Genomic DNA, 25,356 nt, shown 5'->3' with positions numbered 1-25,356 from the left:
GGGACGCGCCGAGTTCAGCCGTCCGCCACCACAATCAACCCACCCGAATCAACCCGCCCTGATCAACCCACCCGAATCAACCCGCCAGAATCAGCCCCGATGTGGGAACACCCGTGCCCGCCGTCACCAGAGTGCGCGCGGCGCCGGGTATCTGGTTCACCGAGGTGCCGCGCACCTGGCGAACGGCTTCCGCGATGCCGTTCATGCCGTGCAGATACGCCTCACCCAGCTGGCCGCCGTGGGTGTTCAGGGGCAGCCGCCCCTCGGCGACGAAGCCCGCGGCCTCCCCGGGCGGGCAGAACCCGAACTCCTCCAGTTGCATGAGCACGAACGGCGTGAAGTGGTCGTAGAGGATCCCCACGTCGATGTCGGCCGGGGCGAGCCCCGAGCTCCGCCACAGCTGCCGGGCCACCACGCTCATCTCGGGGAGCCCGCTGAGGTCGTCGCGGTAGAAGCTGGTCATCTGCTCCTGCGCCCGCCCCGCGCCCTGCGCCGCCGCGGCGATCACCGCCGGGGGGTGGCGGAGGTCGCGGGCCCGTTCCGCGGTCGTGACGACGAGGGCCTGGCCGCCGTCCGTCTCCTGGCAGCAGTCCAGGAGCCGCAGCGGTTCGACGATCCAGCGCGACGCGGCGTGGTCCTCCAGGGTGATCGGCTTCCCGTGGAAGTACGCCGCCGGGTTGGTGGCCGCGTACCGGCGGTCCATCACGGCGACGTGGCCGAAGGCGTCCGGTGTCAGGCCGTACGTGTGGAGGTAGCGCTGGGCCGCCATCGCCACCCAGGAGGCGGGGGTGAGCAGGCCGAACGGCAGCGACCAGCCGAGCGCGGCCCCCTCGGCGGACGGTTCGCGCCGCTGCACCCCGGAGCCGAATCTGCGGCCCGAGCGTTCGTTGAACGCGCGGTAGCAGACGACGACTTCGGCCACTCCGGTCGCCACCGCGAGCGCCGCCTGCTGGACGGTGGCGCAGGCCGCGCCGCCGCCGTAGTGGACGCGGGAGAAGAAGGACAGTTCGCCGATGCCGGCCGCCTGGGCGACGGTGATCTCAGGGCTGGTGTCCATGGTGAACGTGACCATGCCGTCCACGTCCGCGGGAGTGAGCCCGGCGTCGTCCAGCGCGGCCCGCACGGCCTCGACGGCCAGCTTGAGCTCGCTGCGCCCGGAGTCCTTGGAGAACTCCGTCGCCCCGATGCCGGCGATCGCGGCCCTGCCGCCGAGGCGATCGCGCGTACGAACACTCATACGGCCCACTCCGCGGGGGCGGTCGCCGTGACGGTGACGGTGACGGTTCCGGTGACGTGGTTGCCGATGCCGTTGGCCCCGACGACCTTGACGGTCGCGGTGTCGCCATCGGGGGAGGGTTCGACGCGCTCGACCGTGCCGGTCAACACCATGGTGTCTCCGGGGTAGTTGGGGGCGCCGAGCCGTATGGCCACCTTGCGCAGGACGGCGGTGGGGCCGAAGTGGTCGGTGATGTACCGGCCCACGAGGCCGTTCGTGGTGAGGATGTTCATGAAGATGTCGGGGGACCCCTTGGCCCGCGCCAACTCCGCGTCGTGGTGCACGTCCTGGTAGTCACGGGACGCGATGGCGCCGGCGACGATCAGGGTGCGGGTGATCGGGATCTCCAGGGGGGGGAGGGTCGCGCCTTCTTGGGCGGTAGGGGCTCTTCCTGGGGTGCCTGGGGTGCCGGTCGTGTCTGGAGTGCCTGGGGTGCCTGGGGTGCCTGGGGTGCCTGGGGTGCCTGGGGTGCCTGGGGTGCCGGTCGTGCGTGGAGTGCCTAGGGTGCCGGTCGTGCCTGTCGTACCCGGCGTACCTGCGCTGCCCGGCGTACCTGCGCTCCCCGTCATGCCGGCTCCTCGTCCCGTGCGATCAACCCGCCCAACTCCTCCAGCACTTCGCCGCCGCACCCCAAGTACGCGTCCAACTGCCGCCCCCACAGGAAGTGCCGGTGTACGGGATGGTCGAGGTCGGCGCCCGTGCCGCCGTGCAGGTGCTGGCCCGCGTGGACAACGCGGGTGCCCGCCTCCGACGCCCACCAGGCGGCGGTGAGCGCGTGTGTCGCGCAGGGCAGCCCGGCGTCGTGGCGCCAGGCAGCCTCGTAGGCCGTCACCCGTATCGCCTCGGTGTCCATGTGGGCGTCCGCGGCGCGCAGTTGGACGGCCTGCTTGGCGGCCAAGGGGCGGCCGAACTGCTCCCGCTCGTTCGTGTGGGCCACCGCGCGGGCCAGCGAAGCCGCGCACACCCCGGCTTGCAACCCGGCGAACGCGGTGCGCGCGGAGGCCAGCACGTCCTCGTACGCCCCGGGCCCCGCGCGGAGCGGTTCGGCGCCCGCCCCACCGAGCCGCTCCCCAGGCACCCCGTCGAGGACGAGTCGGCCCGCGGCCCAGGGTGCGGTCAGTTCCACCGGCTCCACCCGCGCGTCGGCCGCCCGCACCAGCCACAGGCTCCGGTCGGCCGCCGCCACCAGGACCTGCGTCGCGTCCCGCAGCCACGGCACCCACGCCACCTCGCCGCTCAGCCGCCCGTCCGCGGACGCCACGACCCCGCCCCGGGCCGGGAACGCCCCCGTCGCGACCTCGCTCCCCTGCCGCAGCGGAGGCAGCAGCCGGTCCCGCTGCTCCGGCGTGCCGTGCGCCGCCACCGCGAGCACGCCGTAGACACAGCTCGCCGCGAACGGCACCTGCGCCGTGACCCGCCCCTGCTCCTCCAGGAGCAGCACGAGTCCGAGCAGCCCGACCTCCTCCACCGCGCCCGGCAGTCCCGCCGCGCACAGCGCCTTCCACAGCTCGGCGTCCGACCCCGTACCCGCCGCCGCGAGCCGTTCCGGAGTGGCCAGGTCGGCGAAGATCTCCTCGGCGAGTTCACGTGCCGCCGCCTGCTCCGGGGTGGGCGTGAAGTCCATGTCAGCCCACACCTTCCGCGACGCCGGTACCGGTACCAGCGTTGGCCTCGGCCTCGGCCTCGGCCTCGGCGTCGGCCCCGGCGCCGGCGTCGTCCACGGCTCGGAACATCGGCAGCTCCAACTCCGCGTCGACCCGCTGGAACTCCAGCCGTACCGGCATCCCCACCCGCACCTTGTCGTACGGCACCCCGATGACGTTGCTGACGATCCGTACGCCCTCCGCCAGTTCGACGAGCCCCACGGCGTAGGGCGGGTCGAAGGCCGGGAACGGCGGGTGGTGCATCACGACGTACGAATAGACCGTGCCCTCACCGCTCGCCGCGACCGTGTCCCACTCGGGCGAGCCGCAGGCGTTGCAACCCGGCAGCCAGGGGAAGCGCAGGGCGCCGCATCCGGTGCAGCGCTGGATCAGCAGGCGGTGCTCGGCGACGCCCGCCCAGAACCCGGCGTTGTCGCGGTTGACGACGGGGCGGGGACGGCGGCTGCTGCGCTCCCTCTCGCCCCCCGCGACGCCCCGCTCCCGACGAGCCGCTGCCGCTGCCGTCTCCGCTTCCGTTGCCGTTGCCGCCTCCGCTTCCTCCGCCGCCGCCGGGGCCGGGGCCGGGGCGTACTTGAGGATGCGGAAACGGTGGGTCCCCGCCAGTTCGCCGTCGGCCAGGACGTCCATCCGCGTCGTCACGAAGTGGCCCGTGCCCAGCTTGGTCGTCTTGCGCGGCGAGACCGACTCGATGACCGCGTCGTAGGTGATCTCGTCGCCGGGGCGCAGCGCCCGCAGATACTCCTGCTCGCAGTCGGTCGCGACCACCGAGGTGTACCCCGCGCCGTCCAGCAGCGCGAACAGCTCGTCGTGGGCACGGAAACGACCGCCGCGCGCGGAGAGGCCGCCCATCGTCCAGGCCTGCAGCATCGTCGGCGGCGCCACGGGATCCTCGCCGCCGTACGCGGGGTGGGTGTCGCCCATCGCCTCGCACCAGTGCCTGATCATCGGCCGGTTGACCGGGTCCTTGCCGCGCCCGGTCCCCTCCGCGCCCCTGCCCTCGAAGGCCCGCAACTCGTCGTACGGAATCTCACCCGTCACCGCCGCCCCCTCCGCAACTCGTCGTACGGGACCTCACCCGTCACCGCCGCCCCCTCCGCATCCCGAGCCGCATCGTCGCCACGATCTCGCGCTGCACCTCGCTCACCCCGCCCCCGAACGTGTTGATCTGCGCCGCCCTGTTCATCCGCTCCAGCTCCCCGTCCCCGAATCCGCCCGGTGAGCCGGCCCGGACCAACCCCGCCTCGCCCACCGCCTCCTGGCACATCCGATACACCGCCACGGCCGATTCGGTCCCCATGAACTTCACGCCGCTCGCGTCGCCCGGCGCGGGCGACCCCGCGCCCACGTCCCCCACCAGACGCCAGCTGAGCAGGCGTGTCGCCGCCAGCCGGGCATGCGCCTCGGCCAGCCGCGCCCGCACCCACGGGGCGTCGATGCGGCGCTCGCCCGTCACCGGATCGGGTGTGCGCGCCGCCGCCCTTGCCGCCGTGTAGAAGTCCTCCGCCTGCATGCCGATCGCGGCGAGCGCCACCCGTTCATGGTTCAGCTGGTTGGTGATGAGGCCCCAGCCGCCGTTCTCCTCGCCGACCAGGTGGCCGGCGGGCACCCGTACGCCGTCGTAATAGGTGGCCGTCGTCGTCAGGCCGCCGACGGTCTCGATGGGCGTCCAGGAGAAGCCGGGTGCGTCGGTCGGGACGAGCAGGATCGAGATGCCCCGGTGCTTGGGGGCGTCGGGGTCGGTGCGGCAGGCCAGCCAGATCCAGTCGGCGTTCTGCGCGTTCGACGTGAAGATCTTCTGGCCGTCGATCAGCCAGCCCCCGCCCCCACCGACCGCCTCCCCGGCCACCTCCCCGACCGCCTCACCGAGCGCCCCGTCACCTGCCCCGCTGCCCACCCCCTCGCTCGTCCCGCCCCCCGCCCCCTCGGCGCCGACGCGCACCGCCCTCGTCCGCAGGGATGCGAGGTCCGTCCCGGCGGAAGGCTCGCTGTAGCCGATCGCGAAGACGAGGTCACCGCTGAGGATGCGGGGCAGGAAGGCGGCCTTCTGCTCCTCCGTGCCGTACTTCATGAGGGTCGGCCCGACGGTGTTGAGGGTGACCATCGACACCGGCGCGCCCGCGCGGTACGCCTCGTCGAAGAAGACGAACTGCTCGTCGGCGCCGCGCCCTTGGCCCCCGTACTCGACGGGCCAGCCGATGCCCAGCATGCCGTCGGCCCCGATCCGCCGCAGCAGCCGTCGCTGGCCCTGCGTGTCCGCCCCGTCAAGGGGCCCGTCCGGCATCAAGCCCCGGAAGTACGCGCGGAGTTCGGCACGGAGTCGGCGCTGGCGTTCGGTGGGGGCGAGGTACACGGTGGCGGCCTCTCCGGCTCGTACGGCGCGTACGGGCGGTACGGGGTCACGGCTGCGCGCACCGCTCGTACGGGGCGCACGCCGTCCTCCCGTACCGGCAAGGGTTTCTGACTGTCCGTCAGATCGCGGGTCGATGTCAAGAGATGCCGACCCCAAGAGACGCCGACGCCAAGAGACGCCGACGCCATGAGCTCACCCGCGATGGACCGCCCTGCCCCGACCCACCCCCGAACACGCCTGTGCGGCGGCGCCGAAGCACCGCCGCACAGAGCGTCACACCCCACAGCCCACGCCCCTTGGAGCCGTCCCGAGCGGCTCAAGGGGCCGTCGACTCACCAGAGGTGGGTGAAGTTGACCGCGATGTTCTCGTTCTCCTGGTGGATCGCCGTGAACGCGGAGCCGTTCACCTGCGCGGTGTTGCTCTGGTTGGAGGCGCCGTTGCCGACCGCCTGCTGCTGCGTCGTGGACGAGTTGCCGCTGTTGTTGTGGCCGACCCCGCTGCCGTTCACCGTCGCCACACCCGCGTTCGATCCGTCGTTCGCGAAGGAACCGTTGTCGGCCGTCGCGATGCCCGTGAAGAGCGCCGCAGCCAGCGGCACGGCGGCGGCGGCAGCGAAGATGCGGGCGGTACGGATGCTTGCCATGTCTGTTTCCTCCAGAGCAGGAGGTGCACGCCGGACGTGGGTCCGTGAGCACCAGAAGTACGGCTTGTCCCAAGGAAGTTGGCCGACCGCCTTGGAGTTCAGTACGACGTCGCGAGATCAGAGTTGCCCACCGAATCCCCGGCGAACCACCCCTATCGCCCCGATTCCCCCGCAAGCGTGATGACATGTCGATAAACATGCTGTGCGCCCCCTGGATCCTGTTTCAGGTCTGTGCGAACCCATTCGAACCGTGGCGCTCGCCTTGTGCCGCATGAGGTGAAGCGTTCCGGCAGCGCCGTGCCGATCGACCGGCGCGAGGGGGCGGCGCCCCTTCCGGGGCACACCACCCCACCGTCCGGGGACCGCCCCCTCTTCCCTTCTTCGAACGTGTGTACGAAAATGAAGTCATGGCTCCCACCGAACGCGGCGCCACTGGAAGCAGCTCCTCCGCATCCAGCGCGGCCGCCCGCACCTCCGCGTCCGACGCGGCCGCCCGCGACCTCGCGTCCAGCGCCGCCGACTCCAGCAGCGCCGACTCCAGCGCTGCCGCCCGCAGCACCGCCAGCTCCAGCACCGCCGCCCGCACCGTCGCCGATCGCCGCGCCGCCACCCTCGCGCTCGCCCACGCCCTGTCCGCGGCCGAGCGGGGCCTCTCGGTGATCCCGCTCTCCCGCACCAAGCTCCCCGCCCTGCGCTCCCCCCACCACGACGACCCGCAACCGGCACTCTGCCACGGCGAATGCGGCCGCCCCGGGCACGGCGTGTACGACGCGACGACCGACCCGCACCGCATCCGCGAACTCTTCGCCGCCGCCCCCTGGGCCACCGGCTACGGCATCGCCTGCGGGCTGCCGCCACACCATCTGATCGGGATCGACCTGGACACCAAGTCCGGTACGGACGCGTCCGCCGGCCTGCGCGAACTGGCCCTGCGCCACCTCTTCACGATCCCCCCGACCGTCGTCGTGACCACGCCGAGCGGTGGCCGGCACATCTGGCTGACGGGGCCGCCGCACGCCGTGGTCCCCAACTCGGCGGGCCGGCTCGCCCCCGGCATCGACATCAGGGGCGCGGGCGGCTACCTCGTCGGGCCCGGTTCCCGTACCGAACACGGGATCTACAGCACCGTGCCCGGCACGGGCCACCTGCCGCCCGCACCCTGCCCGCCCACCCTGCTCCGCCTGCTCGCACCGCCCCCGTCGCGCGCCCCCCGCGCCCCCTCCACCACACAGCCAGACATCACACGAGCGGCACACCCCCACTCCTCGAACCAGGAGGCCCAACGCGGCCAGGGGCTCGTGCAGTTCGTCCTCGCGGCGCACGAGGGCCAGCGCAACACGCGCCTGTTCTGGGCCGCCTGCCGCGCGTACGAGAACGGCATCGGCGAGGCCCTGGCGCCCCAGCTCACCGCCGCCGCCCTGCGCGTCGGCCTCACCGAACGCGAGGCCCACTCGACGATCGCCTCGGCGGCCCGCCTGACGGACCACGCCTGACCGCCCCTGCCGCCCCACGCCCGCCCCGCCGGCCATGACTGTCCCCCGAATGGCGGCACGAACGTGTCCGGCGGCGGGGGTGAGCGTTGATCACGCAGGCGCCCGACAGGTGTGCTGCTCCTCTGCCGGAGCGACGTCGTGTTGTGTGTGGCCCGGCGGGGCGCCTTCGACAGGCACGTAATCAAGGAGAACAAGCATGTCCGCAATGAAGAAGACGACCGCTGTCGTGCTGGGCACCGGTGCCCTCGTCATGGGCGGCGCCGGCCTCGCCGCCGCCGACTCCGGGGCGCAGGGCGCCGCCGTGAACTCCCCGGGCGTCATCTCCGGCAACATGGTCCAGGTCCCGATCCACATCCCGGTCAACGCCTGCGGCAACACCGTTGACGTCATCGGCCTGCTGAACCCGGCCTTCGGCAACACCTGCGCCAACGACTGACCAGGCGCATCATCGCGCCGTAAGGCGGGACAACACAGAAAGGGCGCGATCCCCCCAGGGATCGCGCCCTTTCCGCACGCGCTGCCCGTGTCCGGGCCGAGCGCCGTCAACCACTGCGGTGGGTGTGGGATTTGAACCCACGGTGACATCGCTGCCACGTACGGTTTCAAGGACCTGCGCGCTTTCGATCGGATAGGCGCTCTGACCTGCCAATATCCGGCCATTCGCCGGGGCACACGCCCCAGTGGCCCACACTGGTCCACCGGCTCCGGCCCACGGTACTGGGCTGCTCCCGCCAGCTGTCACCCGCGCGGGTGTGGGCCTCCTGGAGCTGCTGTCCCGGCACGTCGACCCCGCTACGCTGCCGCCCATGGCTGAGGCATTCGTCTCTGGTGACGGCCACCGCGCGTGCGGCATCTGTCCGTCCCGCCGCTTTCCGCTCGGTGCGTTCGACGTGGTCGAGCGTCCGTCTCGTGAGTGCCCCTTCAACCCGGAGGACGGCCACAGGTACACCCCGCGCGGTGTGCCTGTCTGCGTGCACCCGGAGAAGGTGGGGCTACCGCCCGCGCCGTACAAGACGGACGGTGTGGCTCTGCTCGGCGACGTCGCGCTGCCCGATGACGTCGCCGACCTGGATGCGTACCTGCGTGAGCTGGTGCACGACGCAGCACCCGGTGCGCTGGAGCTGCTGATCGACCTTGCAGACCGGGAGATCCGGCGGGCCTTCCCGGAGATCGACGCGACGCTGGCGCTACGCCGTGCCTTCAACTAGCGCTCCTGGCTCGCCATGGGGAAACCGGGAGCGAAGCGACGGCCACCGTCAAGGACACCGATGGGGCCGTACTTCGCGGTGACGACCGCCTTGCGCCTGGCGGTCTCCTCCTTGCCGAACCAGCAGCGCTCGTTCATCGGCCCCCACGCCGCCCGGTAGACCTGGTGGGTGTAGTCGCCGTGATCCCACTCGCCGATGGCCTCGTGGTCGGTGGCGTGCACGAACTTGATGTTCGTACGGTCCTGGATGCGGCAGAGCACCGTGAACTGGGCGGCGAGCGCGTGGATCATCTCGTCGACGGGCACCGCCACGGGAAGCTCGGCGGCCTCCTCGTTCTGGTCCGTCATCTCGTAGACGGCCGACTTGATCGCCATGGCACGCATCGCCTCGGGGAACAGAGGCTCGGTGTCCTTCGCGACATCGAATCCGTCCACCAGGGCGTACCCCGTGAAGCTCTGCCAGTCCTCGTCGTACTTCGCGCATGCCGTGCGCAGGCGGTCGAACTCGCGGTCGGCCTCGACGATCGTGAGGATCTCGCGGGCTCGCCGCGCCACGATCTCCGGGGCGGGCCGTACTAGCGTTGCGGACACTGCAGCACTCTCCTTCGTTGGTTGGTGCATCGGTGGACCTGTCCGGCTGCCGACCGCCGTCACGCAATGGCAGTCGGACAGGGGGAGCTACCGCCGTACGTGGGCGGCAGCCTGACCGGCTCGGTGCTGAGGGCACTGGCACGGTGGGTACTGGGGGCAGCTCGTGCCCGTCAGCGGTGCCGAGCATCAGCACTCCGTCCGTGCCCTGCACCTCGGTCATCCGGGCCAGCGCTGCCCGCGCTTCGCTTCTCATGGCTCAGCCCCTCTGCGGAGATGTATGTGGCGAACGGTTCGCCGATCTTTCGTGTGCTCTACGCAACCGCGCGACCACGCACAGCGGTACTGTGGCAGCACCCTCAGGACTTGAAAGCCTTGAAAGCGAGTGCCAACGTGGGAAGTTGGGAGTCATGGCGCAGCGCGAACCGAACGGAGCGCTCGGCCGCCTGCTCGCCGAAAGCCGCTGGACGTACCGCCAGCTCGCACGGGCCGTGAACCGCATAGGTACGGAAACCGGCACCCCCTTGCGCTACGACGAGTCAGCCGTGAGCCACTGGCTGGGCGGCACCGTTCCTCGGGAGGCTGTGCGGGGTTGCATCCTCGAAGCCTTCTCCCGGCGGCTCGGCCGTCCGGTCACGCATGCTGAAGCGGGCCTGCCCGTTCCCCTCGATCACTCCCCTGCGTCCGCGGATACCGTGGAAGGGCTGGTCGATCTGGGGAGGCAGGACATGGACCCGTCCCGTCGCAGAGTCCTCGGTGCGGGCCTGTTCTCGGTCGCCTTGACGATCCCCGGGTGGCCCGACGTGATCGGACGCGCCGAAGCCGTGCAGTCCGGACGCACGTCACGCATCGGCATGAACGAAGTGGACATGGTCATAGCGATGACCGAACGCGTCTCAGAACTGGACGACCAATTCGGCGGACGTCACGCCCGCCCCATGGCGGCCTCATTCATGGTCAACACGGTCGCCTCGTTCCTCCGCGCCGATGCTCCCGCGAATGTCCGGCGGGCGATGCAGTCCGCTGCATCCGATCTGCTGTACCTGACGGGCTACATGGCCGTGGATGAAGGGCTCCACGGCCTCGCCCAGCGCTATTACGTGAAGGCACTGGAGCTGGCTGGAGCGGCTGAGGACCACCTCACGTACTGCACGACCTTGCGTGGCATGAGCGTGCAGGCGGTCGCGACCTGCACCACGGGTCCAAAGCCATGGAACTGGCGGAAGCCGCTGCCGCCGCGTCCCCGAAGGCCGGCCCTCGAATGCGGGCCTTCCTCGCCGGTCAGCAGGCGCACACAGCGGCGCAGACGGGCGACCGTGCGAGCGCCCTGCGGTACATCCGGGAGGCAGAGGCCGCCATGGACCGCGCGGAATCCCGCGGCAAAGCGTTCGGCTCGTACGATCCGTCGTCGCTCAACTACCACATCAGTCAGGTGCGTTACGAGCTCGGTGACGTGTCCGGGGCCATCGAAGCCATGCAGCAATCGGACAGGGTCCGTTTCAGCGTCTACCGGCGCGCACGGGTTCGGCACCGCGCCACGCTCGCGGAACGACAATTGGAGATAGGCCACTTGGAAGCGGCTTGTGCCACCTGGCACCAGGCGCTCGACGACTACCCCATGGTCCAGTCCGGGCGGGCCGACGATCGCGTGAAGACGATGTTCAGCCTGATTCGACCGCACTTGAAGAACGCCGCGGCCCGCGACCTCCATGACCGCGCACGAACGATCGCGTCCCCGGCATTGGTGAGTTGACCCGGAGAAGGTGAGAGACATCCCCCACGAAAAAGGGTGCCTCTCACTGAGAGGCACCCTTCTGACCAGCACACGCGCTGACCTGCTGCGGTGGGTGTGGGATTTGAACCCACGGTGACTCGCGCCACGACGGTTTTCAAGACCGTTCCCTTAGGCCGCTCGGGCAACCCACCCCGCGCCGTCCCGTCCGGGTCCAAGCGGTGGGATCAGGACTGCGCGGGGACCAGACTAGCGGGTCAGCTGTCGCCCTTGCGCTGGCCCAGGGTCACGTCGACCGTGTGCTCCTTGCCGTCGCGCTCGTAGGTGATCTTGACGGTGTCGCCCGGCTTGTGGGTCCAGATCTGGCCGATCAGGGTCGGGCCGCTGTCGACCGGCATGTCGTCCAGCTTGGTGATGACGTCGCCGGGCTTGAGGCCCGCCTTGTCCGCCGGGCCGTTCGGGGTGACCGGCTTGGACGTGCCGTCCGCGCCGCCCCGGCTGATCGTCGCGCCGTCGCCCTCCTGCTGCAGGGAGACCGAGGCGCCGATCACGGGGTAGACCGGCGTACCGGTCTTGATCAGCTGCTGGGCGACCTGCTTCGCCTGGTTCACCGGGATCGCGAAGCCCAGGCCGATGGAGCCGGACTGGCCGCCGCCGCCGATGCCGCCGCCGCTCTCCGCGGGCTTGATCGCGGAGTTGATGCCGATCACCGCGCCCCGCGCGTCGAGCAGCGGCCCGCCGGAGTTGCCCGGGTTGATGGACGCGTCGGTCTGCAGCGCGCTCATGTACGAGCTCTTGCCGCTCTGGCCGCCGTCGCTGGAGGTCACCGGGCGGTTCTTAGCGCTGACGATGCCCGTCGTCACCGTGTTCGACAGGCCGAAGGGCGCGCCGATCGCGATGGTCGAGTCGCCGACGGCCACCCGGTCGGAGTTGCCGAGCGCGAGCGGCTTGAGGCCCTCGGGGGCGTTCTTGAGCTTGATGACCGCCACGTCGTAACCCTCGGCGCGGCCGATGACCTCGGCACCGTACTTCTTGCCGTTCGAGAACGTCACCTGGAGCTTGCCGCCCTCCGCGGCCGACGCCACCACGTGGTTGTTGGTGAGGATGTGGCCCTGCTTGTCGTAGACGAAGCCGGTGCCCGTGCCGCCCTCGCCGCCGCCGCTCTGCGCCTCGATGGTCACGACGCTCGGCAGCGCGTCGTTCGCGGTCTTGGCGACCGAGCCGGGCTCGCGCTTGAGGTCGGAGGGGGTGTCCGCGGCGGAGACCGTCGTGGAGCCCGCGTCGTCGTCGCCCCGCTCGGCCGCCCAGTAGCCGACGCCGCCGCCGATGCCGCCCGCGATCAGCGCCGCCGCGAGCACCGCCGCGACCAGGCCGCCGCGCCGGCCGCCGGACTTCGGCTCCTGCGGGTGGTACGAGGCGCCCCAGCCGGAACCGGAACCGCCGCCCGTTGCGTACGAGGGCACGGCGGGCGGCGCGGGCGGCGGCCAGTTCCCCGCGCCGGAACCGCCCTGCGGGGCGCCCGCGGCGGCCGGAGCGGGCGGGGCGGGGGCGTGGGCGGGAGCGTGGGAGTGCGCGGGAGCGGCGTGCGTCCCGCCGTGCCCCGGCTGTCCGGCGGGCGCGGCCTGCGCCCCGGCGCCGGCGTCGGCCCCGGGCGCGGACCCGGCGGCGGGACCGGCGGCAGCGGAGTCGGCGGGAACAGCGGGAGCGTCCACCGGCGCGGGAGGCGCGGACGGGGCCTTGGGTACCTCGTTGCCCTCGTTCTCGGTGCTCACAGCTCTTCTCCTCGGTCCATGCTGTCGTTGCGTGCGTTCTCGGCTGTCGTTGCGTGCGTTCTCGGTCACGGCTCGGCGGTGCCTGCTGTGCCCAGGGGGCCTACTGTGCACCTGTTACCTGTGTACGGGGCGGCCCGGCCCCCCGCGTACACGGCCTGCGCGGGTACGCCGTACAGATGTCTGCAGTCAGCTTTTCCCATGGGCTGTCAGGGCACCATAAGCCGATCCTGTGCGTCCGGCGCCCCTGGAGGGGGCCGTCCGGCGAGCCGTCGGGTACCCCGTGATGGCACCATGACGCGGTGACCCTCGCACGACAGCACCAGATCCAGGTCGTCGCCCACCGCGGAGCCTCCGAAGACGCTCCCGAACACACCCTGGCCGCCTACAAGAAGGCGGTCGAGCACGGTGCCGACGCCCTCGAATGCGACGTACGGCTCACCGCCGACGGCCACCTCGTGTGCGTACACGACCGGCGCGTCAACCGTACGTCGAACGGCCGCGGCGCCGTCTCCGCCCTCGAACTCGCCGATCTCGCCGCCCTGGACTTCGGCTCCTGGAAGAGACAGCACGGCGAGGCCGAGGAGGGCCCGGACTGGGAGGGCCCCACGGGCGGGGCGGGCGAGGACACCTCCGTCCTCACGCTGGAGCGGCTCCTGGAGCTGGTGGCCGAAAGTAATGCTTCGGGACGTCAGGTCCGCCTCGCGATCGAGACCAAGCACCCCACCCGCTGGGCGGGCCAGGTGGAGGAGCGCCTGCTCCTGTTGCTCAAGCGCTTCGGCCTGGACGCCCCCGCGTCCGATGCCGCGTCGCCGGTACGGATCATGAGCTTCTCCGCGCGTTCACTGCACCGCGTACGGGCCGCCTCCCCGACGCTGCCGACCGTCTACCTGATGCAGTTCGTCTCGCCGCGCCACCGCGACGGACGCCTGCCCGCGGGCGTGGGCATCGCAGGCCCGGCCCTGCGGATCCTGCGCAACCACCCCGGATACGTGGAGAAGCTGAAACGCGCGGGACACCAGGTGCACGTGTGGACGGTGAACGAGCCGGAGGACGTGGAACTCTGCGCCGAACTGGGTGTCGACGCGATCATCACCAACCGCCCTAAGCAGGTCCTGTCCCAACTGGACCGTCTGGGACTCCGTTAACTCCGGTTACAGGGTGTGCACCGGCGCGTTCGGTCCGTATTCGATCGTTACGAGTGCGTCACCGGGCGGGGATTGGCCGGTTTCCGGTCCAGTCCATTGGGGCATCCACACCGTGGCGTGGGGCGAAGGAGGTCTCGGGGGTGGCGTTGGTGGTGGCACGGGAGGTGCCCACGTCGTCGAGCATGGCCGTTCCCCATGGCCCTGCGGGCGTGGGGGAGGCACGACAGCGGATGCGCGGTCAGCTGCGCATGAGCGGAGTGCCGGAGTCGGTGGTCGACGATGCCGTACTGGTCCTGTCGGAGTTGCTCAGCAACGCCTGCCGGCACGGCAGGCCGCTGGGCCGCGGGATGGTCGGCGACGGTGACGTGCGGGCGGCGTGGCACGTCGACAGGGCGGGCCGGCTCACGGTCGAGGTGACGGACGGCGGCGGCCCGACCCGCCCGGTCCCCGCCACCCCGTCGGTGACGGCGCGCGGCGGCCGCGGGCTCAACATCATCACGGCGCTCTCCGACACCTGGGGGGTCCGCGACGACGTGCACGGCGAGGTCACCGTGTGGGTCGTCCTCGCGTCGGGGCACCGCCACGAGGATTTCGCTACGCGCGTCGCCGCGCCGTCGGCGGCCGCACTCTCCGACCTGGCGTTCGCCGACCCCTTCGACGACCTGGACTGACCGTCCGGTTGCCCGGGGCGCCCCGGCCCGGGTGCGGCGGCCGCGCGGGCACGCGTCCCGACGGCTCCCGTACCAACGGCTAGGCTCGCGCCCGTACGCAAGAGAGCCGTAGCCGGGAGACACCCAAGATGGCCAAGAAGCGCCCGCAGACCAAGGGCAAGTCGCAGCAGCCGCAGCGGGGCGACGGGGAGCTGCCGGTCGTCGGCGCCCGCGAGCCCTGCCCCTGCGGTTCCGGCCGCCGCTACAAGGCCTGTCACGGCCGGGCCGCCGCCCACGCGGTGACCGAGCTGGTGCAGCGCCCCTTCGAGGGCCTGCCCGGCGAGTGCGACTGGGTCGCGCTGCGCGAGCTGGTGCCGGCCGCGACGGTCGAGCTGACCCTCAAGGGCGGGCTTCCGGAGGGCGTCCCCTCGGTCTCCCTCGCCACCGTGCTGCCGATGGCGTGGCCCGCGCTGCGCCGCGACGACGGTTCGGTCCTGCTCGGGCTGCAGAACGACACCGCGTCCGGTGACATCAGCCGCGACCTGGCGGACACCCTGCAGCGCGCCCTGGAGGCCGAGCCGGGTACGCCGGTGAAGGGCCGCCGCGCCCCGGCCGACGGTCCGCGGCTGCAGGATCTCCTCGACCCCGAGGGCCCGTTCGAGCCGGCCGTGCACGCCGGTTTCGAGTTCTGGGTGCCGGACGCGGAGAACACGACGCCGGAGGTCGCCGCCTCCCTGGAGCGGGCGAACGACGCCGCCATCCCGACCGCGAAGCTGACCGGCGTCGACGCCGCGTACTGGTGCGAGACCCCGGACAAGAACCACCTGCGCTGGGTCATGCCGCACCCGGAGGAGCAGCTGCTCGACGCGCTGGCCCGGCTGCACGCGGCCGGCACGTCCGGTCTGGGCGAGGGCACCCGTCTGGTCGGCTCCTTCCGTGCGCACGGGCTGACCGTGCCGGTGTGGGACCTGCCGACCGGTGTCGGTGCCGCGGACGTCGAGAAGCCGGCCGCGGCGTTCGCCGAGCGGCTCGCCGCCGCGCTCGCCTCGGATGCCCCGCTGACCCCGGACGAGCGCCGGGCGCGCGGCGGTCTGACCAACCGCCAGGTGACGCTCAGCTGACCTCGTCGCGCCGGTCCGCGGGCCGGCGCGTGCGCCGCGCACGGGGCGCGTGACCGCGGTCACAACTCCCCGTCGCCGTATACGAATCCCTGTCCGGATAACTGAGATCGAATTTGCCAGGAGCCGATCTCTTGTTACCGTTCAGGTAGCCCGGTTGCTGGTGCATCCCCCGTCGCCAGCAACCGGGCCTTTTCATGCCCGGCGGCCTGGTCCGGTGCTCAACTGCCCTGTGGCTTCGGTGAGTTGCTGCCCGAGCGCAGCAGCAGCCCGGCCGTCTCTCCCGCCGCGTACTCCGCCACCGCCGAGTAGGCGCCCACCTCGCCCGCCGTCCGCTCGTGCGGGGTCTCGCACGTCGCCGGTTCGTCGCCCGGCTCCACCGCGCAGTGCATCTGTACGGTGCGTCCGCCGGGGCCCATCAGGGTGAGGACGGCGGTCAGCTCCTCGCCGGTGGCGTTGCGGTAGTAGGTGCGCGCCCAGGTGTCGCGCTCCTGGGTGAGGACGCAGGTCTGGGCCTCGATGCCGTCGGGCGCGGAGAGTTCGGGTCCGCAGCGGGCGACGGTGGTCGCGCCGAGGCCCGAAGGGAACGAGGAGTTCCGCCGGGCCTCCGGGGGCCGGTGCGGTTCCGGAGAGGCGTTCGACGGGGCGGGCAGGGGCGACTTCGCGTCACCGTCGCCCACCGGTCCCGCGGACGCGCCGGCGAGCGGCAGCAGGACCGTGACGGCCGCGACGCCCATGAGCGCGATGAGGCGGGGTTGCATGAGCCGAAGATAACGACCGCGGGCGCGCGGCCCGGCCGCCGCGCGCCCAATTCCCCTACAACTCGGGTGCGCTCACACCCGTACGAGTGAGGGCGTCGACGACCGCGTCCACCACGGCCTCGACGTCCGGCACCCAGGGGGCGGCGGAGCCGGGCAGCGGGGCGCGCTCCCAGCGGACCCGGCCCTGTCCCGTCTCGGAGGGCGGCAGTGCGAGGTAGCCGCCCTCGCCGTGGAAGCGGAGCGAGCCGGGGACGTGGTCCCTGGCGTAGAGGAGCTCGCCCAACTGGGCCAGTGAGTACGGCGCGACGAGCAGATGGACCCGCTCCTCGGTGGCGACGACCGGGCCGAGCCTGATGCCCGCCTCGTCGAGCGCGGCGAGGGCGCGCACGCCCGCCTCCGCGGGCAGGCTCACGGCGCACGGGGCGCTGCCACCGGTGGCGAGCACGACGGGCGCGCCGGGCCGGTTGGTCCACCACCAGCGGACCATCCGCTCGTCGGTGGTGGCGGCGAGGAGGCCGGGGTCGAGGGGGTGCGCGCCCGGTACCGCGCAGTCGGGGTCGGGGCAGGCGCAGCGGCTTCCGTCACGCCGGTCGAGGGCGACGCCCGGCAGTACGGGCCACCGCCATTCGGTCGCGAAGGTCAGGGCCGCGCCGAGCTGTCCGGCGCTCCGGCCGGGCTTTCTTCCGATTCGCCAGGGCAGGAGCCTGCGTCGCCTTCCGAGGATCTCGCGCATGAGCGCTCGTTCCTTTCCGTTGCACGCCGGCGTTAGCCGGGGAGACTGCGGGCCACTTCACACCATGTGTGGATCTCTTCGCTGTACGTACGAGCTGGCACATCCGACCCCAGCCTGCGGCATGGGGAACCACTCTGAACCGAGCGTTGACGTGGCGTGGGGTGGCGGCGCCTGGCGTTTGCCGTCCCGCGATATTGCTTGCCGCCTCCGCCACGGGAGGATGGGGCACGGTCGTCGTGCGTTAGGACGCCCGGGTCCTCGGTCAGGTTCCGAACGGGTCCCAACTGCCCCTGGCCATCACTGAGTACGTACCCAGCGCGACCACTGCAACGCTTTACCGAACAACGTCAGTCGACCCCAATATGCCCTAACCCTGCGCTGTTTTCAGCCATCTTTTCAAGATCTTTTTTCCGCCCCGGAATTCTCCCGGACACCAGGAATCCCAGCAGGACAATGCTGGACATCCCCTCACCAGTGCGTGTACATCTGGAGGCACTGCTAGCGGCGCAGAATGACATGGGGGTTTGCGATGCTATCGAGCATTACGCACCGGCCGGAAAGCCGTCAGCCATGAACGCCCCTCACCTTCCGAAAGTGGCCGGAATCGATTCCACAGTTCCGCCACCGGCCCACACTGTCCCGCCCACCGCGCAGACCACGCCCGCCGCAGCCGTCCCCGAGGGCGCCCCCGTCCTCACCGCACCCGGCGCCGTGCTCCAGGACCGCCTGGCCGGCTGGGTCTCCGACCTCACCACGCTGCACGAACTGACCGAGCGGCTGGCCCGTACGGCCACCCTCGACGAGGCCCTGCGGGAGCTGTTGCGCGCGGGCGCCGCGCTGGTGGGGGCCCGGCGCGGCCTCGTCGTCGTGGAACCCGCCGACGGACTCGGCCCCGACACCACCGTCGGCCTCGGCCTCGGCCGCGCGGATCTGGGGCACCTCGAGACGGTGCCGCGCGGCGCCACCTCGTACGGCAGGATCCTGGACGCCGTCGAGGGCCGGCCGGGCGGTGTGCCGGACGAGATCGCGCAGCCCGACCTGCTCGCCGAGGACAACCTCGACCCGCGCCAGCGCGAGGTGGCCGCCCGCCTCGGCTACGCCGCGAGCTACGCCGTGGCCCTGGCCACCGGCACGGGAACCCGGATCGGCGCCGCCGTCTGGCTGTACGACGAGCCCGCCGAGCCGACCGAGCGCCGCCGCCACCTGGTCGGGCTGTACGCACGCCACGCCTGCGAGCACGTGGCGCGGCTGATCGAACTGGACCGCGTCCGCGCGGCCGACCACACCCTGCGCGAGGAGCTCATGCCCTCGCGGCTGCCCCGGGTCGCCGGGGTGCAGCTCGCCGCCCGGCACCGCACCGGACCGCTCGGCGGCGGCGACTGGCACGACGCGCTGCCGCTGCCGGACGCGGCGCTCGGGCTCGCGGTCGGCTCGGTGACCGGGTCGGGGCCGAGCGCGGTGGCCGCGATGGGGCGGCTGCGCGCCTCGCTGCGGGCGTACGCGGTGATGGAGGGCGAGGACCCCGTCGCCGTCCTCTCCGACCTGGAGCTGCTCCTCCGGCTGACCGAGCCCGCGCGGTCGGCGACCGCCCTCTTCGCGTACTGCGAGCCCGCGCTGCGCAAGGTCGTCCTCGCCGGGGCCGGGCACAGCCCGCCGCTGATCGTCGGGGAGCGGCGCACCGAGTTCGTGGAGACCTCCCTGTCCGCGCCGCTCGGGATGCTCGCCTGCTGGGAGGCGCCGAGCGTGGAGATCAGCCCGGAGCCTGGAGAAACGGTGCTGCTCTACACCGACGGGCTGCTGTACCGCACCGGCGAGGCGATGGACCGGGCCTTCGCGCGGCTGCACGCGGCCGCGGCGAGCGTGCCCAAGGGCATCAGGGACGACCCCGGGGCGATCGCCGACCACGTGCTGCACACCGTCCTGCCGGACGGGCTCGACGCGGTGGACAGCGACGAGGACGTGGTGCTGCTGGCGGCCCGCTTCGAGTGAGCCGACCCCGGCCCGCCGGCGTGCGGCGCCGGGCACGACGGGTAAGTGGCCTTCCGGCCCTGGGCCCCCTTCCGTACGCCCGTACGATGGAGGACGGCCCAGTGTCGTACAAAGGAGGCAGATCGTGTCGGAGGCGCTCAACCCGGCGACCCCGGAAGAGTCCGAAGAAGAGCCGATCAAGCAGCGCAAGAACGGCCTGTACCCGGGCGTGTCCGACGAGCTCGCCGAGAACATGAAGTCCGGCTGGGCCGACACCGAGCTGCACGACCTGCGGCCGATCGCGCAGGCCGAGAACACCGCCGCCCGCCGCGCCGCGCTCTCCGCGCGGTTCCCGGGCGAGCGCCTGGTGATCCCCGCGGGCAACCTGAAGACGCGCTCCAACGACACCGAGTACGCCTTCCGGGCCTCCGTCGAGTACGCGTACCTCACCGGCAACCAGACCGAGGACGGCGTCCTCGTCATGGAGCCGGTCTCCGACGGTCACCGGGCCACGATCTACCTGCTGCCGCGCTCCAACCGTGAGAACGGCGAGTTCTGGCTGGACGGCATGGGCGAGCTCTGGGTCGGCCGCCGGCACTCCCTCACCGAGGCCGAGAAGCTGTACGGCATGCCCGCGTCCGACGTGCGCGAGCTGGCGGGCGCCCTGCGCGAGGCGACCGGACCCGTCCGCGTCGTGCGCGGATACGACGCCGGGATCGAGGCCGCGCTGACCGACAAGGTCACCGCGGAGCGCGACGAGGAGCTGCGCGTCTTCCTCTCCGAGGCCCGCCTGGTGAAGGACGCCTTCGAGGTCGGCGAGCTGCAGAAGGCCGTCGACTCGACCGCGCGCGGCTTCGAGGACGTCGTGAAGGTCCTCGACAAGGCCGAGGCCACCAGCGAGCGCTACATCGAGGGCACGTTCTTCCTGCGCGCCCGCGTCGAGGGCAACGACATCGGCTACGGCTCGATCTGCGCCGCGGGCCCGCACGCCACCACGCTGCACTGGGTGCGCAACGACGGCGCGGTGCGCTCCGGCGAGCTGCTGCTGCTCGACGCCGGTGTGGAGACGCACTCGTACTACACCGCGGACATCACCCGCACGCTGCCGATCAACGGCCGCTTCGACGCGCTGCAGAAGAAGATCTACGACGCGGTGTACGAGGCGCAGGAGGCGGGCATCGCGGCGGTGAAGCCGGGCGCCAACTTCCGCGACTTCCACGACGCCTCGCAGCGCGTGCTCGCCGAGAAGCTGGTCGAGTGGGGCCTCGTCGAGGGCCCGGTCGAGCGCGTCCTGGAGCTCGGTCTGCAGCGCCGCTGGACCCTGCACGGCACCGGCCACATGCTCGGCATGGACGTCCACGACTGCGCCGCCGCGCGCACCGAGACGTACGTGAACGGCACGCTGGAGCCCGGCATGTGCCTGACCGTCGAGCCGGGCCTGTACTTCCAGGCCGACGACCTGACCGTGCCGGAGGAGTACCGCGGCATCGGCGTCCGGATCGAGGACGACATCCTGGTGACGGAGGACGGCAACCGGAACCTGTCGGAGGCGCTGCCCCGCACCTCGGACGAGGTCGAGGCGTGGATGGCGCGGGTCAAGGGCTGAGCCGCACCGCACTCGTACGGCGAAGGGCCGGTCCCCCGGTGGGGGCCGGCCCTTCGGCCTGTCCGCTCCCGTTCCCTCACCGCGCCGCGCGCCGGGGGAAGCCGAGCGCCACCAGGGCGGTGAGCGCGATGCCCGCCGCGGCGACGAAGAGCGCGGTGCGCGCGGCGCCGGCGGTGGCCGCGGCCGAGGCGTGCCCGCCGAGTCCCGCGACGCCGACCAGGACCGCGAGGCCCAACGCGCCGCCGACCTGCTGGGCGGTGGACGCCATGCCGGAGGCGATGCCCTGCTCGTGGCCCGCGATGCCGGCCGAGGCGGCACCGAACATCAGGGTGTAGCCCGCGCCCTGGCCGACGCCGAGGATCAGGAAGCCGGGCACCAGCGCCGCGTACGAGCCGTCCGCGGCCATCGCGAGCGCCACCAGGGCCGTGCCCGCCGCGCCGAGGACGAGGGCGCCGGTCATCGCGGTACGGGTGCCGAGCCGCGCGGTGATCCGGGCCGCGAGGAGCGAGCCCGCGGTGATCGCCAGCATCGGGACGAGGTAGGCGAGGCCGGTGCGCAGGGCGCCGTAGCCGAGCACGTTCTGGAAGTAAAGCGTCAGGAAGTACGCGAGGCTGCCGATCGTCGCCATGAACAGGAACGTCACGGCCATGCCGGTGCGCAGGCCCCGGCCGCGCAGCAGCCGCAGTGGCATCAGCGGGTCGCGGGTGCGGGACTCGATCAGCAGGAAGGCGGCAAGCAGCGCAGCGCCCGCCGCCGCGGGGAGCACGACCGTCGCCGACAGCCAGCCCGACTCGGGTCCCTGGACGAGGGCGACGACCAGGCCGGTGACGCCGAGCGTCGAGGTCAGGGCGCCCGGCAGGTCGATCCGGCGGCCCGCGCGGTCGACGGTGTCCGGGGCGACGAGGCGGACGGCGGCGACCGCCGCGATCAGGGCGAGGGGGACGTTGACGTACAACACCGAGCGCCAGCCGAGGAGTTCGGTGAGGACGCCGCCGAGCAGCGCGCCGACGATGAGGCCGCTGCCGCCGGCCGCGCCCCACACCGAGTAGGCACGGTCGCGTGCGCGGCCCTCGGCGAAGAGCGTGCCGACGAGGGTGAGCGTGGCGGGGAAGAGGAAGGCGCCGCCGACACCCTGCGCGGCGCGGGCGCCGATCAGCAGGCCGGGGCCGGTGGCGAGGCCGCCGGCCAGCGACGAGACGCCGTACAGGCCGAGGCCGAGCACGAACATCCGGCGCGGCCCGAAGAGGTCGCAGGCGCGGCCGCCGAGGAGCAGGAAGCCGCCGAAGGCGACGGCGTACGCGCTGATCACCCACTGCAGGTGCTGTGCGGAGAAGCCGAGTCCGCCGCCTATCTCGGGGAGCGCGACGTACACGATGTTGTAGTCGACGGAGATGATCAGCTGGGCGAAGGCGAGGAGGGCGAGGGTCAGGGCCTGGCCGCCGCCGGCCGGGGCGCGGGGGGCCTCGGCGGCCGGGGCGCGCCCGGCCGCCTCCAGGGTGGTGGCCATCAGTGGGCCACCCGCTCGTCCTCGCCGGCGACCTTGGCGGTGCTCAGGGCGATGCGGTTCCAGGTGTTGATGGTGAAGATCAGGGCGAGGACGCGGGCCAGTTCCTGCTCGTCGAAGTGGCGGGCGGCCTCGGCGTAGACGTCGTCCGGGAGGCCGGCCCGCGCGACGAGGGTGACGGACTCGGTGAGGGCGAGGGCCGCCTGCTCCTTCTCCGTGAAGAAGTTCCTGGCCTCGCGCCACACGCCGACCATGTGCAGCCGCGCCTCGTCCTCGCCGGCCTTGCGGGCGTCGGAGGTGTGCATGTGCAGGCAGTAGGCGCAGCCGTTGAGGAGCGAGGCGCGGATCTGGATCAGCTCGACCAGGGCGGGGTCGATGCCCTCGCGGGCGGCGGCGTCGAATCCGATGAGGGCCTTGAACGCCTTGGGCGCGGCCTTGGCGAAGTTGAGGCGGGGGGCGTGGACTTGGGGCCGGGTGGAGTGGGTGGCGGTGGTGGGCTGCGGGGCGGTGAACGTGGTCTGCGGGGTGTTCGTGTTGTTCGTCATGACCATGAATCTAGGGGCGGGAAAGACCTCGCGTAGGGTGCATTCCCATGCCGGAATCATGGGTCAATTTGGCGGAGCGCATCGGGAGTGACCTGCACGTGGACCTCTCCGGTCCGGGCAGTCGCCGCGCCGTTCTCATCGGGGCGCTGCGGGAAGCCGTCCGGGAGGGACGGCTCCCTCCGGGCACCAGGCTGCCGCCGTACCGTTCGCTCGCCGCCGACCTCGGTCTGGCCCGCAACACGGTCGCCGACGCCTATGCCGAACTGGTCGCCGAGGGCTGGCTGACGGCCCGGCAGGGCTCGGGGACGCGGGTCGCCGAACGGGCCGCTCCGGTCAGGCGCCCGCGGCAGCCGAAGCCCGTCCCCGCGCGGCCCGCCGCCCCCGCGTACAACCTGCGGCAGGGCACGCCGGACGCCGCGTCCTTCCCCCGTACGGCCTGGCTCGCGGCGGCGCGGCGCGCACTCGCGGCCGCGCCCAACGACGCGTTCGGGCCCGGCGATCCGCGGGGCCGCATCGAGTTGCGGCGGGCGCTCGCCGACTATCTGACGCGGGCGCGCGGGGTGCGCGCCGATCCCGAACGGATCGTGGTCTGCTCCGGGTTCGCGCACGCGCTGCGGCTGCTGTTCGCGGGGACGCGGGGCGTGGGCGGCGGGGTGCTGCGCGGTCCGTTCGCCGTGGAGTCGTACGGGCTCGGCTTCCACCGCGACATCCTGGCGGGGTCAGGGGTCCGGACGGTGCCGCTGGGTCTGGACGAACGGGGCGCCCGTGTCGAGGAGTTGAGCGAGGGGCCGCGGGTGAGGGGTGTACTGCTCACGCCCGCGCACCAGTTCCCGACCGGCGGCCCGCTGCACCCCGAGCGCCGCGCGGCGGTCGTGGACTGGGCCCGCGCCGGCGGCGGAATGGTCCTGGAGGACGACTACGACGGGGAGTTCCGCTACGACCGTGAGCCGGTCGGCGCGGTGCAGGGCCTCGACCCCGAACACGTCGTCTACCTCGGCTCGGTGAGCAAGAGCCTGTCCCCCGCGGTGCGCCTGGGCTGGATGGTGCTGCCCGAACGGCTCGTCGACGGGGTGCTCGCGGCGAAGGGCGAGCGGGAGGCGTGGGCGAGCGCGCTCGACCAGCTGACGCTCGCGGAGTTCATCGCGGCCGGGCAGTACGACCGGCAGGTCCGCCGGATGCGGCAGGCGTACCGGCGCCGCCGCGACCGGCTCGTCGACGCCCTCGCCGAACGGGCCCCGCACATCACGGCCACCGGCATCGCGGCCGGGCTGCACGCGGTGCTGCGGCTGCCGCCCGGCACGGAGGCGTCCGCGGTGAAGGCGGCGTTCTGGCAGGGCATCGCCCTGGACGGCCTGGCCGCGTTCCGCCACCCCGAGGCCACGATGCCCCCGCCGGCCGGCCTCGTGGTCGGCTACGCCGCCCCGACGGAACACGCGTACGGGGCGGCCCTGGAGGCGCTGCTGCGGGCGTTGCCGCCGGGGGAGGGGGAGGCGGAGGGGGCCTGAGGTGAGGTGAGGGTGCCGCGCCCCGTCAGAACGCGACGCGCCCCTACGGGGTCGGCACCTCCGTCGGATACGGCGCCTCCGTCGGCTACGGCACCTCCGTCGGATACGGCACCTCCGTCGGATACGGCACCCAGCGGAGACCCTCGCCGTCCCGCTGGACCGTGCCGAAGGGGACGTCCGCGAAGTGGATGCCGAAGCCGATGGTGTCCGGCTCCGCCAGCTCGGCGATGAGGGCGCGGCGGGCCTCTGCCGCCGCCTCCCCGTCCAGGTCGGGCGAGGCGGACCACTGCGGGTGGGAGATCTGCGCGGGCGAGTGCATCACGTCGCCGAACGCGATGACGCGCTTGCCGCCCGCGGAGATGACGTAACCCGTGTGCCCGGACGTGTGCCCGGGCAGGAGGCGGACGCGGACGCCGGGGCGTATCTCCTCGCCGTCGGCCACCGTACGGACCCGCGGTTCGAGCGTCTTCAATATGTCGTCGCCGAGGCCCTCGTGGCCCGCGCTGTGCCGACCGGACCACTCCTGCTCCGCCAGCACGTACTCCGCGCCGCCGAGCGCGGGCCCGTCGCCGCCGGGCGCCGTGTGCCAGGCCCAGCCCACGTGGTCGGGGTGCAGATGTGTGAAGGCCACCGTGCCGATGTCCGCCGGGGCGCGGCCCGCCGCCGCGAGGCTGTCGAGCATCGCCCCGCCGTGCGCCGCGCCGATCCGCTCGCCCTCCTGGGCGGGTGCCGTCAGCGGTCCGAGGCCGGCGTCGATGAGGAGCGCGCCCGCGCCGTCTCCGTCGGTACCGTCCTCGCCTTCGCCTTCGGCCTCGGCCTCGACCAGCAGGCCGCCGATGCTCGCCACCAAGTAGCCTGTCGCGTCGAGGACTTCGGGGTGGGCCGCCCAGTCCTCCTCCGTGGAGGCGGCGAACCACCCACGCGGCGACAGCTGTACGGCACCGTCGGGTATGTACGTCAGCTTCGTCCGACCGAGCCGCAACGTGCGCATCCGGGCGGGCCTCCGGAACCGTTCGCGCTCATCTTCCGCCGCAGCCACCGCAGTTGTCGACGTCATGCTGTGTCCAACGACCGGGCCGCGGGTCGTGTTCCCGC

22 protein-coding genes, 1 tRNA gene and 1 pseudogene are annotated in these 25,356 nt (G+C 72.5%); 10 read left to right on the top strand and 14 right to left on the bottom strand.

Translation table 11 applies throughout. The features are described 5' to 3' along the window. Positions 1 to 76: 76 nt before the first annotated feature. The 6 genes from ACFYO9_RS25200 to ACFYO9_RS25175 form a co-directional block, all read right to left on the bottom strand. Entirely contained in the window at positions 77 to 1,237 is a 1,161-nt protein-coding gene (locus ACFYO9_RS25200) for a lipid-transfer protein (protein WP_358778537.1), read from the bottom strand. Beyond that, positions 1,234 to 1,626, bottom strand: a complete 393-nt coding sequence (locus ACFYO9_RS25195; protein WP_355814789.1) for a MaoC/PaaZ C-terminal domain-containing protein — start codon at positions 1,624 to 1,626, stop codon at positions 1,234 to 1,236. Before ACFYO9_RS25195 ends, ACFYO9_RS25200 begins: the two co-directional genes overlap by 4 nt. A 215-nt stretch (positions 1,627 to 1,841) precedes the next feature. Next, positions 1,842 to 2,900, bottom strand: a complete 1,059-nt coding sequence (locus ACFYO9_RS25190; RefSeq protein WP_358778536.1) for an acyl-CoA dehydrogenase family protein — start codon at positions 2,898 to 2,900, stop codon at positions 1,842 to 1,844. Position 2,901: 1 nt separating this feature from the next. After that, complete coding sequence (locus ACFYO9_RS25185) at positions 2,902 to 3,978, bottom strand: bifunctional MaoC family dehydratase N-terminal/OB-fold nucleic acid binding domain-containing protein (RefSeq protein ID WP_358778535.1); 1,077 nt, start codon at positions 3,976 to 3,978, stop codon at positions 2,902 to 2,904. Positions 3,979 to 4,018: 40 nt separating this feature from the next. Continuing rightward, positions 4,019 to 5,290, bottom strand: coding sequence for an acyl-CoA dehydrogenase family protein (locus ACFYO9_RS25180; RefSeq protein ID WP_358778534.1), 1,272 nt, complete (start codon positions 5,288 to 5,290; stop codon positions 4,019 to 4,021). A gap of 332 nt (positions 5,291 to 5,622) precedes the next feature. After that, a complete protein-coding gene (locus tag ACFYO9_RS25175) occupies positions 5,623 to 5,934 on the bottom strand; it encodes a hypothetical protein (RefSeq protein ID WP_355814495.1) in 312 nt (103 codons plus the stop codon). A 407-nt stretch (positions 5,935 to 6,341) separates the two neighbouring features. Between ACFYO9_RS25175 and ACFYO9_RS25170 the strand changes: the two genes are divergently transcribed. The 3 genes from ACFYO9_RS25170 to ACFYO9_RS25160 all read left to right on the top strand — a co-directional run bounded on the left by ACFYO9_RS25170 (position 6,342) and on the right by ACFYO9_RS25160 (position 8,635). Beyond that, a complete protein-coding gene (locus ACFYO9_RS25170; RefSeq protein ID WP_358778533.1) occupies positions 6,342 to 7,427 on the top strand; it encodes a bifunctional DNA primase/polymerase in 1,086 nt (361 codons plus the stop codon). 196 nt (positions 7,428 to 7,623) lie between these two features. Further along, on the top strand, positions 7,624 to 7,863 hold the full coding sequence (locus tag ACFYO9_RS25165; protein ID WP_355814489.1) for a chaplin: 240 nt from the start codon (positions 7,624 to 7,626) through the stop codon (positions 7,861 to 7,863). 370 nt (positions 7,864 to 8,233) lie between these two features. Then, positions 8,234 to 8,635, top strand: a complete 402-nt coding sequence (locus ACFYO9_RS25160) for a hypothetical protein (protein WP_358778615.1) — start codon at positions 8,234 to 8,236, stop codon at positions 8,633 to 8,635. Here ACFYO9_RS25160 and ACFYO9_RS25155 read toward each other — a convergent pair. Next, positions 8,632 to 9,225: a hypothetical protein gene (locus ACFYO9_RS25155; protein ID WP_358778616.1), complete on the bottom strand. Its 594-nt coding sequence runs from the start codon at positions 9,223 to 9,225 to the stop codon at positions 8,632 to 8,634. The two genes, ACFYO9_RS25160 and ACFYO9_RS25155, sit on opposite strands and share 4 nt — an antisense overlap. A 692-nt stretch (positions 9,226 to 9,917) precedes the next feature. Between ACFYO9_RS25155 and ACFYO9_RS25150 the strand changes: the two are divergent. Continuing rightward, positions 9,918 to 10,975, top strand: a pseudogene (locus tag ACFYO9_RS25150) (transcriptional regulator). 88 nt (positions 10,976 to 11,063) lie between these two features. Here the strand turns inward: ACFYO9_RS25150 and ACFYO9_RS25145 are convergent. Both ACFYO9_RS25145 and ACFYO9_RS25140 read right to left on the bottom strand, forming a co-directional pair. Next, a tRNA-Ser gene (locus ACFYO9_RS25145) sits at positions 11,064 to 11,148 on the bottom strand. A 63-nt stretch (positions 11,149 to 11,211) separates the two neighbouring features. Further along, complete coding sequence (locus ACFYO9_RS25140; protein ID WP_358778617.1) at positions 11,212 to 12,726, bottom strand: trypsin-like peptidase domain-containing protein; 1,515 nt, start codon at positions 12,724 to 12,726, stop codon at positions 11,212 to 11,214. Positions 12,727 to 13,025: 299 nt separating this feature from the next. On the opposite strand from ACFYO9_RS25140, the gene ACFYO9_RS25135 reads away from it, so the two are divergent. The 3 genes from ACFYO9_RS25135 (at position 13,026) to ACFYO9_RS25125 (ending at position 15,642) form a co-directional block, all read left to right on the top strand. Further along, entirely contained in the window at positions 13,026 to 13,871 is an 846-nt protein-coding gene (locus ACFYO9_RS25135) for a glycerophosphodiester phosphodiesterase (protein WP_358710066.1), read from the top strand. 53 nt (positions 13,872 to 13,924) lie between these two features. After that, on the top strand, positions 13,925 to 14,542 hold the full coding sequence (locus ACFYO9_RS25130; RefSeq protein ID WP_358710065.1) for an ATP-binding protein: 618 nt from the start codon (positions 13,925 to 13,927) through the stop codon (positions 14,540 to 14,542). A 128-nt stretch (positions 14,543 to 14,670) separates the two neighbouring features. After that, positions 14,671 to 15,642, top strand: coding sequence for a DUF5926 family protein (locus tag ACFYO9_RS25125; RefSeq protein WP_358778618.1), 972 nt, complete (start codon positions 14,671 to 14,673; stop codon positions 15,640 to 15,642). A gap of 218 nt (positions 15,643 to 15,860) precedes the next feature. Here ACFYO9_RS25125 and ACFYO9_RS25120 read toward each other — a convergent pair whose 3' ends face one another. Both ACFYO9_RS25120 and ACFYO9_RS25115 read right to left on the bottom strand, forming a co-directional pair. Beyond that, positions 15,861 to 16,400: a hypothetical protein gene (locus tag ACFYO9_RS25120; protein ID WP_358778619.1), complete on the bottom strand. Its 540-nt coding sequence runs from the start codon at positions 16,398 to 16,400 to the stop codon at positions 15,861 to 15,863. 55 nt (positions 16,401 to 16,455) lie between these two features. Beyond that, on the bottom strand, positions 16,456 to 17,133 hold the full coding sequence (locus ACFYO9_RS25115) for a bifunctional DNA primase/polymerase (RefSeq protein WP_358778620.1): 678 nt from the start codon (positions 17,131 to 17,133) through the stop codon (positions 16,456 to 16,458). A gap of 453 nt (positions 17,134 to 17,586) precedes the next feature. Here ACFYO9_RS25115 and ACFYO9_RS25110 point away from each other — a divergent pair, with 453 nt between their 5' ends. Together ACFYO9_RS25110 and ACFYO9_RS25105 are read left to right on the top strand one after the other, a co-directional pair. Beyond that, positions 17,587 to 19,122, top strand: coding sequence for a PP2C family protein-serine/threonine phosphatase (locus ACFYO9_RS25110; protein ID WP_358778621.1), 1,536 nt, complete (start codon positions 17,587 to 17,589; stop codon positions 19,120 to 19,122). A 124-nt stretch (positions 19,123 to 19,246) separates the two neighbouring features. Next, positions 19,247 to 20,707 (top strand): aminopeptidase P family protein, encoded by a 1,461-nt coding sequence (locus ACFYO9_RS25105; RefSeq protein WP_358778622.1) that lies wholly within the window; start codon positions 19,247 to 19,249, stop codon positions 20,705 to 20,707. Positions 20,708 to 20,783: 76 nt separating this feature from the next. Here ACFYO9_RS25105 and ACFYO9_RS25100 read toward each other — a convergent pair whose 3' ends face one another. Both ACFYO9_RS25100 and ACFYO9_RS25095 read right to left on the bottom strand, forming a co-directional pair. After that, entirely contained in the window at positions 20,784 to 22,214 is a 1,431-nt protein-coding gene (locus ACFYO9_RS25100) for an MFS transporter (protein ID WP_358778623.1), read from the bottom strand. Next, on the bottom strand, positions 22,214 to 22,762 hold the full coding sequence (locus tag ACFYO9_RS25095) for a carboxymuconolactone decarboxylase family protein (protein ID WP_358778624.1): 549 nt from the start codon (positions 22,760 to 22,762) through the stop codon (positions 22,214 to 22,216). The genes ACFYO9_RS25100 and ACFYO9_RS25095 overlap by 1 nt, the downstream gene beginning before the upstream one ends. Before the next feature lie 41 nt (positions 22,763 to 22,803). On the opposite strand from ACFYO9_RS25095, the gene ACFYO9_RS25090 reads away from it, so the two are divergent. Then, positions 22,804 to 24,261 (top strand): PLP-dependent aminotransferase family protein, encoded by a 1,458-nt coding sequence (locus ACFYO9_RS25090; protein WP_358778625.1) that lies wholly within the window; start codon positions 22,804 to 22,806, stop codon positions 24,259 to 24,261. 85 nt (positions 24,262 to 24,346) lie between these two features. Here ACFYO9_RS25090 and ACFYO9_RS25085 read toward each other — a convergent pair whose 3' ends face one another. Beyond that, positions 24,347 to 25,318 (bottom strand): MBL fold metallo-hydrolase, encoded by a 972-nt coding sequence (locus ACFYO9_RS25085; protein ID WP_358778626.1) that lies wholly within the window; start codon positions 25,316 to 25,318, stop codon positions 24,347 to 24,349. Between the last annotated feature and the right edge of the window lie 38 nt (positions 25,319 to 25,356).

The organism is Streptomyces sp. NPDC005863 (assembly GCF_042871345.1).
Classification (GTDB): domain Bacteria; phylum Actinomycetota; class Actinomycetes; order Streptomycetales; family Streptomycetaceae; genus Streptomyces.
This window is presented reverse-complemented; position numbering and strand designations above follow the sequence as displayed.

Coding starts and splice junctions, on each gene's coding strand:
- ACFYO9_RS25100 (WP_358778623.1), bottom strand. CDS start 22,214: ATGGCCACCACCCTGGAGGCGGCCGGGCGCGCCCCGGCCGCCGAGGCC.
- ACFYO9_RS25125 (WP_358778618.1), top strand. CDS start 14,671: ATGGCCAAGAAGCGCCCGCAGACCAAGGGCAAGTCGCAGCAGCCGCAG.
- ACFYO9_RS25115 (WP_358778620.1), bottom strand. CDS start 17,133: ATGCGCGAGATCCTCGGAAGGCGACGCAGGCTCCTGCCCTGGCGAATC.
- ACFYO9_RS25190 (WP_358778536.1), bottom strand. CDS start 2,900: ATGGACTTCACGCCCACCCCGGAGCAGGCGGCGGCACGTGAACTCGCC.
- ACFYO9_RS25170 (WP_358778533.1), top strand. CDS start 6,342: ATGGCTCCCACCGAACGCGGCGCCACTGGAAGCAGCTCCTCCGCATCC.
- ACFYO9_RS25095 (WP_358778624.1), bottom strand. CDS start 22,762: ATGGTCATGACGAACAACACGAACACCCCGCAGACCACGTTCACCGCC.
- ACFYO9_RS25165 (WP_355814489.1), top strand. CDS start 7,624: ATGTCCGCAATGAAGAAGACGACCGCTGTCGTGCTGGGCACCGGTGCC.
- ACFYO9_RS25090 (WP_358778625.1), top strand. CDS start 22,804: ATGCCGGAATCATGGGTCAATTTGGCGGAGCGCATCGGGAGTGACCTG.
- ACFYO9_RS25175 (WP_355814495.1), bottom strand. CDS start 5,934: ATGGCAAGCATCCGTACCGCCCGCATCTTCGCTGCCGCCGCCGCCGTG.
- ACFYO9_RS25085 (WP_358778626.1), bottom strand. CDS start 25,318: ATGACGTCGACAACTGCGGTGGCTGCGGCGGAAGATGAGCGCGAACGG.
- ACFYO9_RS25200 (WP_358778537.1), bottom strand. CDS start 1,237: ATGAGTGTTCGTACGCGCGATCGCCTCGGCGGCAGGGCCGCGATCGCC.
- ACFYO9_RS25160 (WP_358778615.1), top strand. CDS start 8,234: ATGGCTGAGGCATTCGTCTCTGGTGACGGCCACCGCGCGTGCGGCATC.
- ACFYO9_RS25110 (WP_358778621.1), top strand. CDS start 17,587: ATGCTGGACATCCCCTCACCAGTGCGTGTACATCTGGAGGCACTGCTA.
- ACFYO9_RS25120 (WP_358778619.1), bottom strand. CDS start 16,400: ATGCAACCCCGCCTCATCGCGCTCATGGGCGTCGCGGCCGTCACGGTC.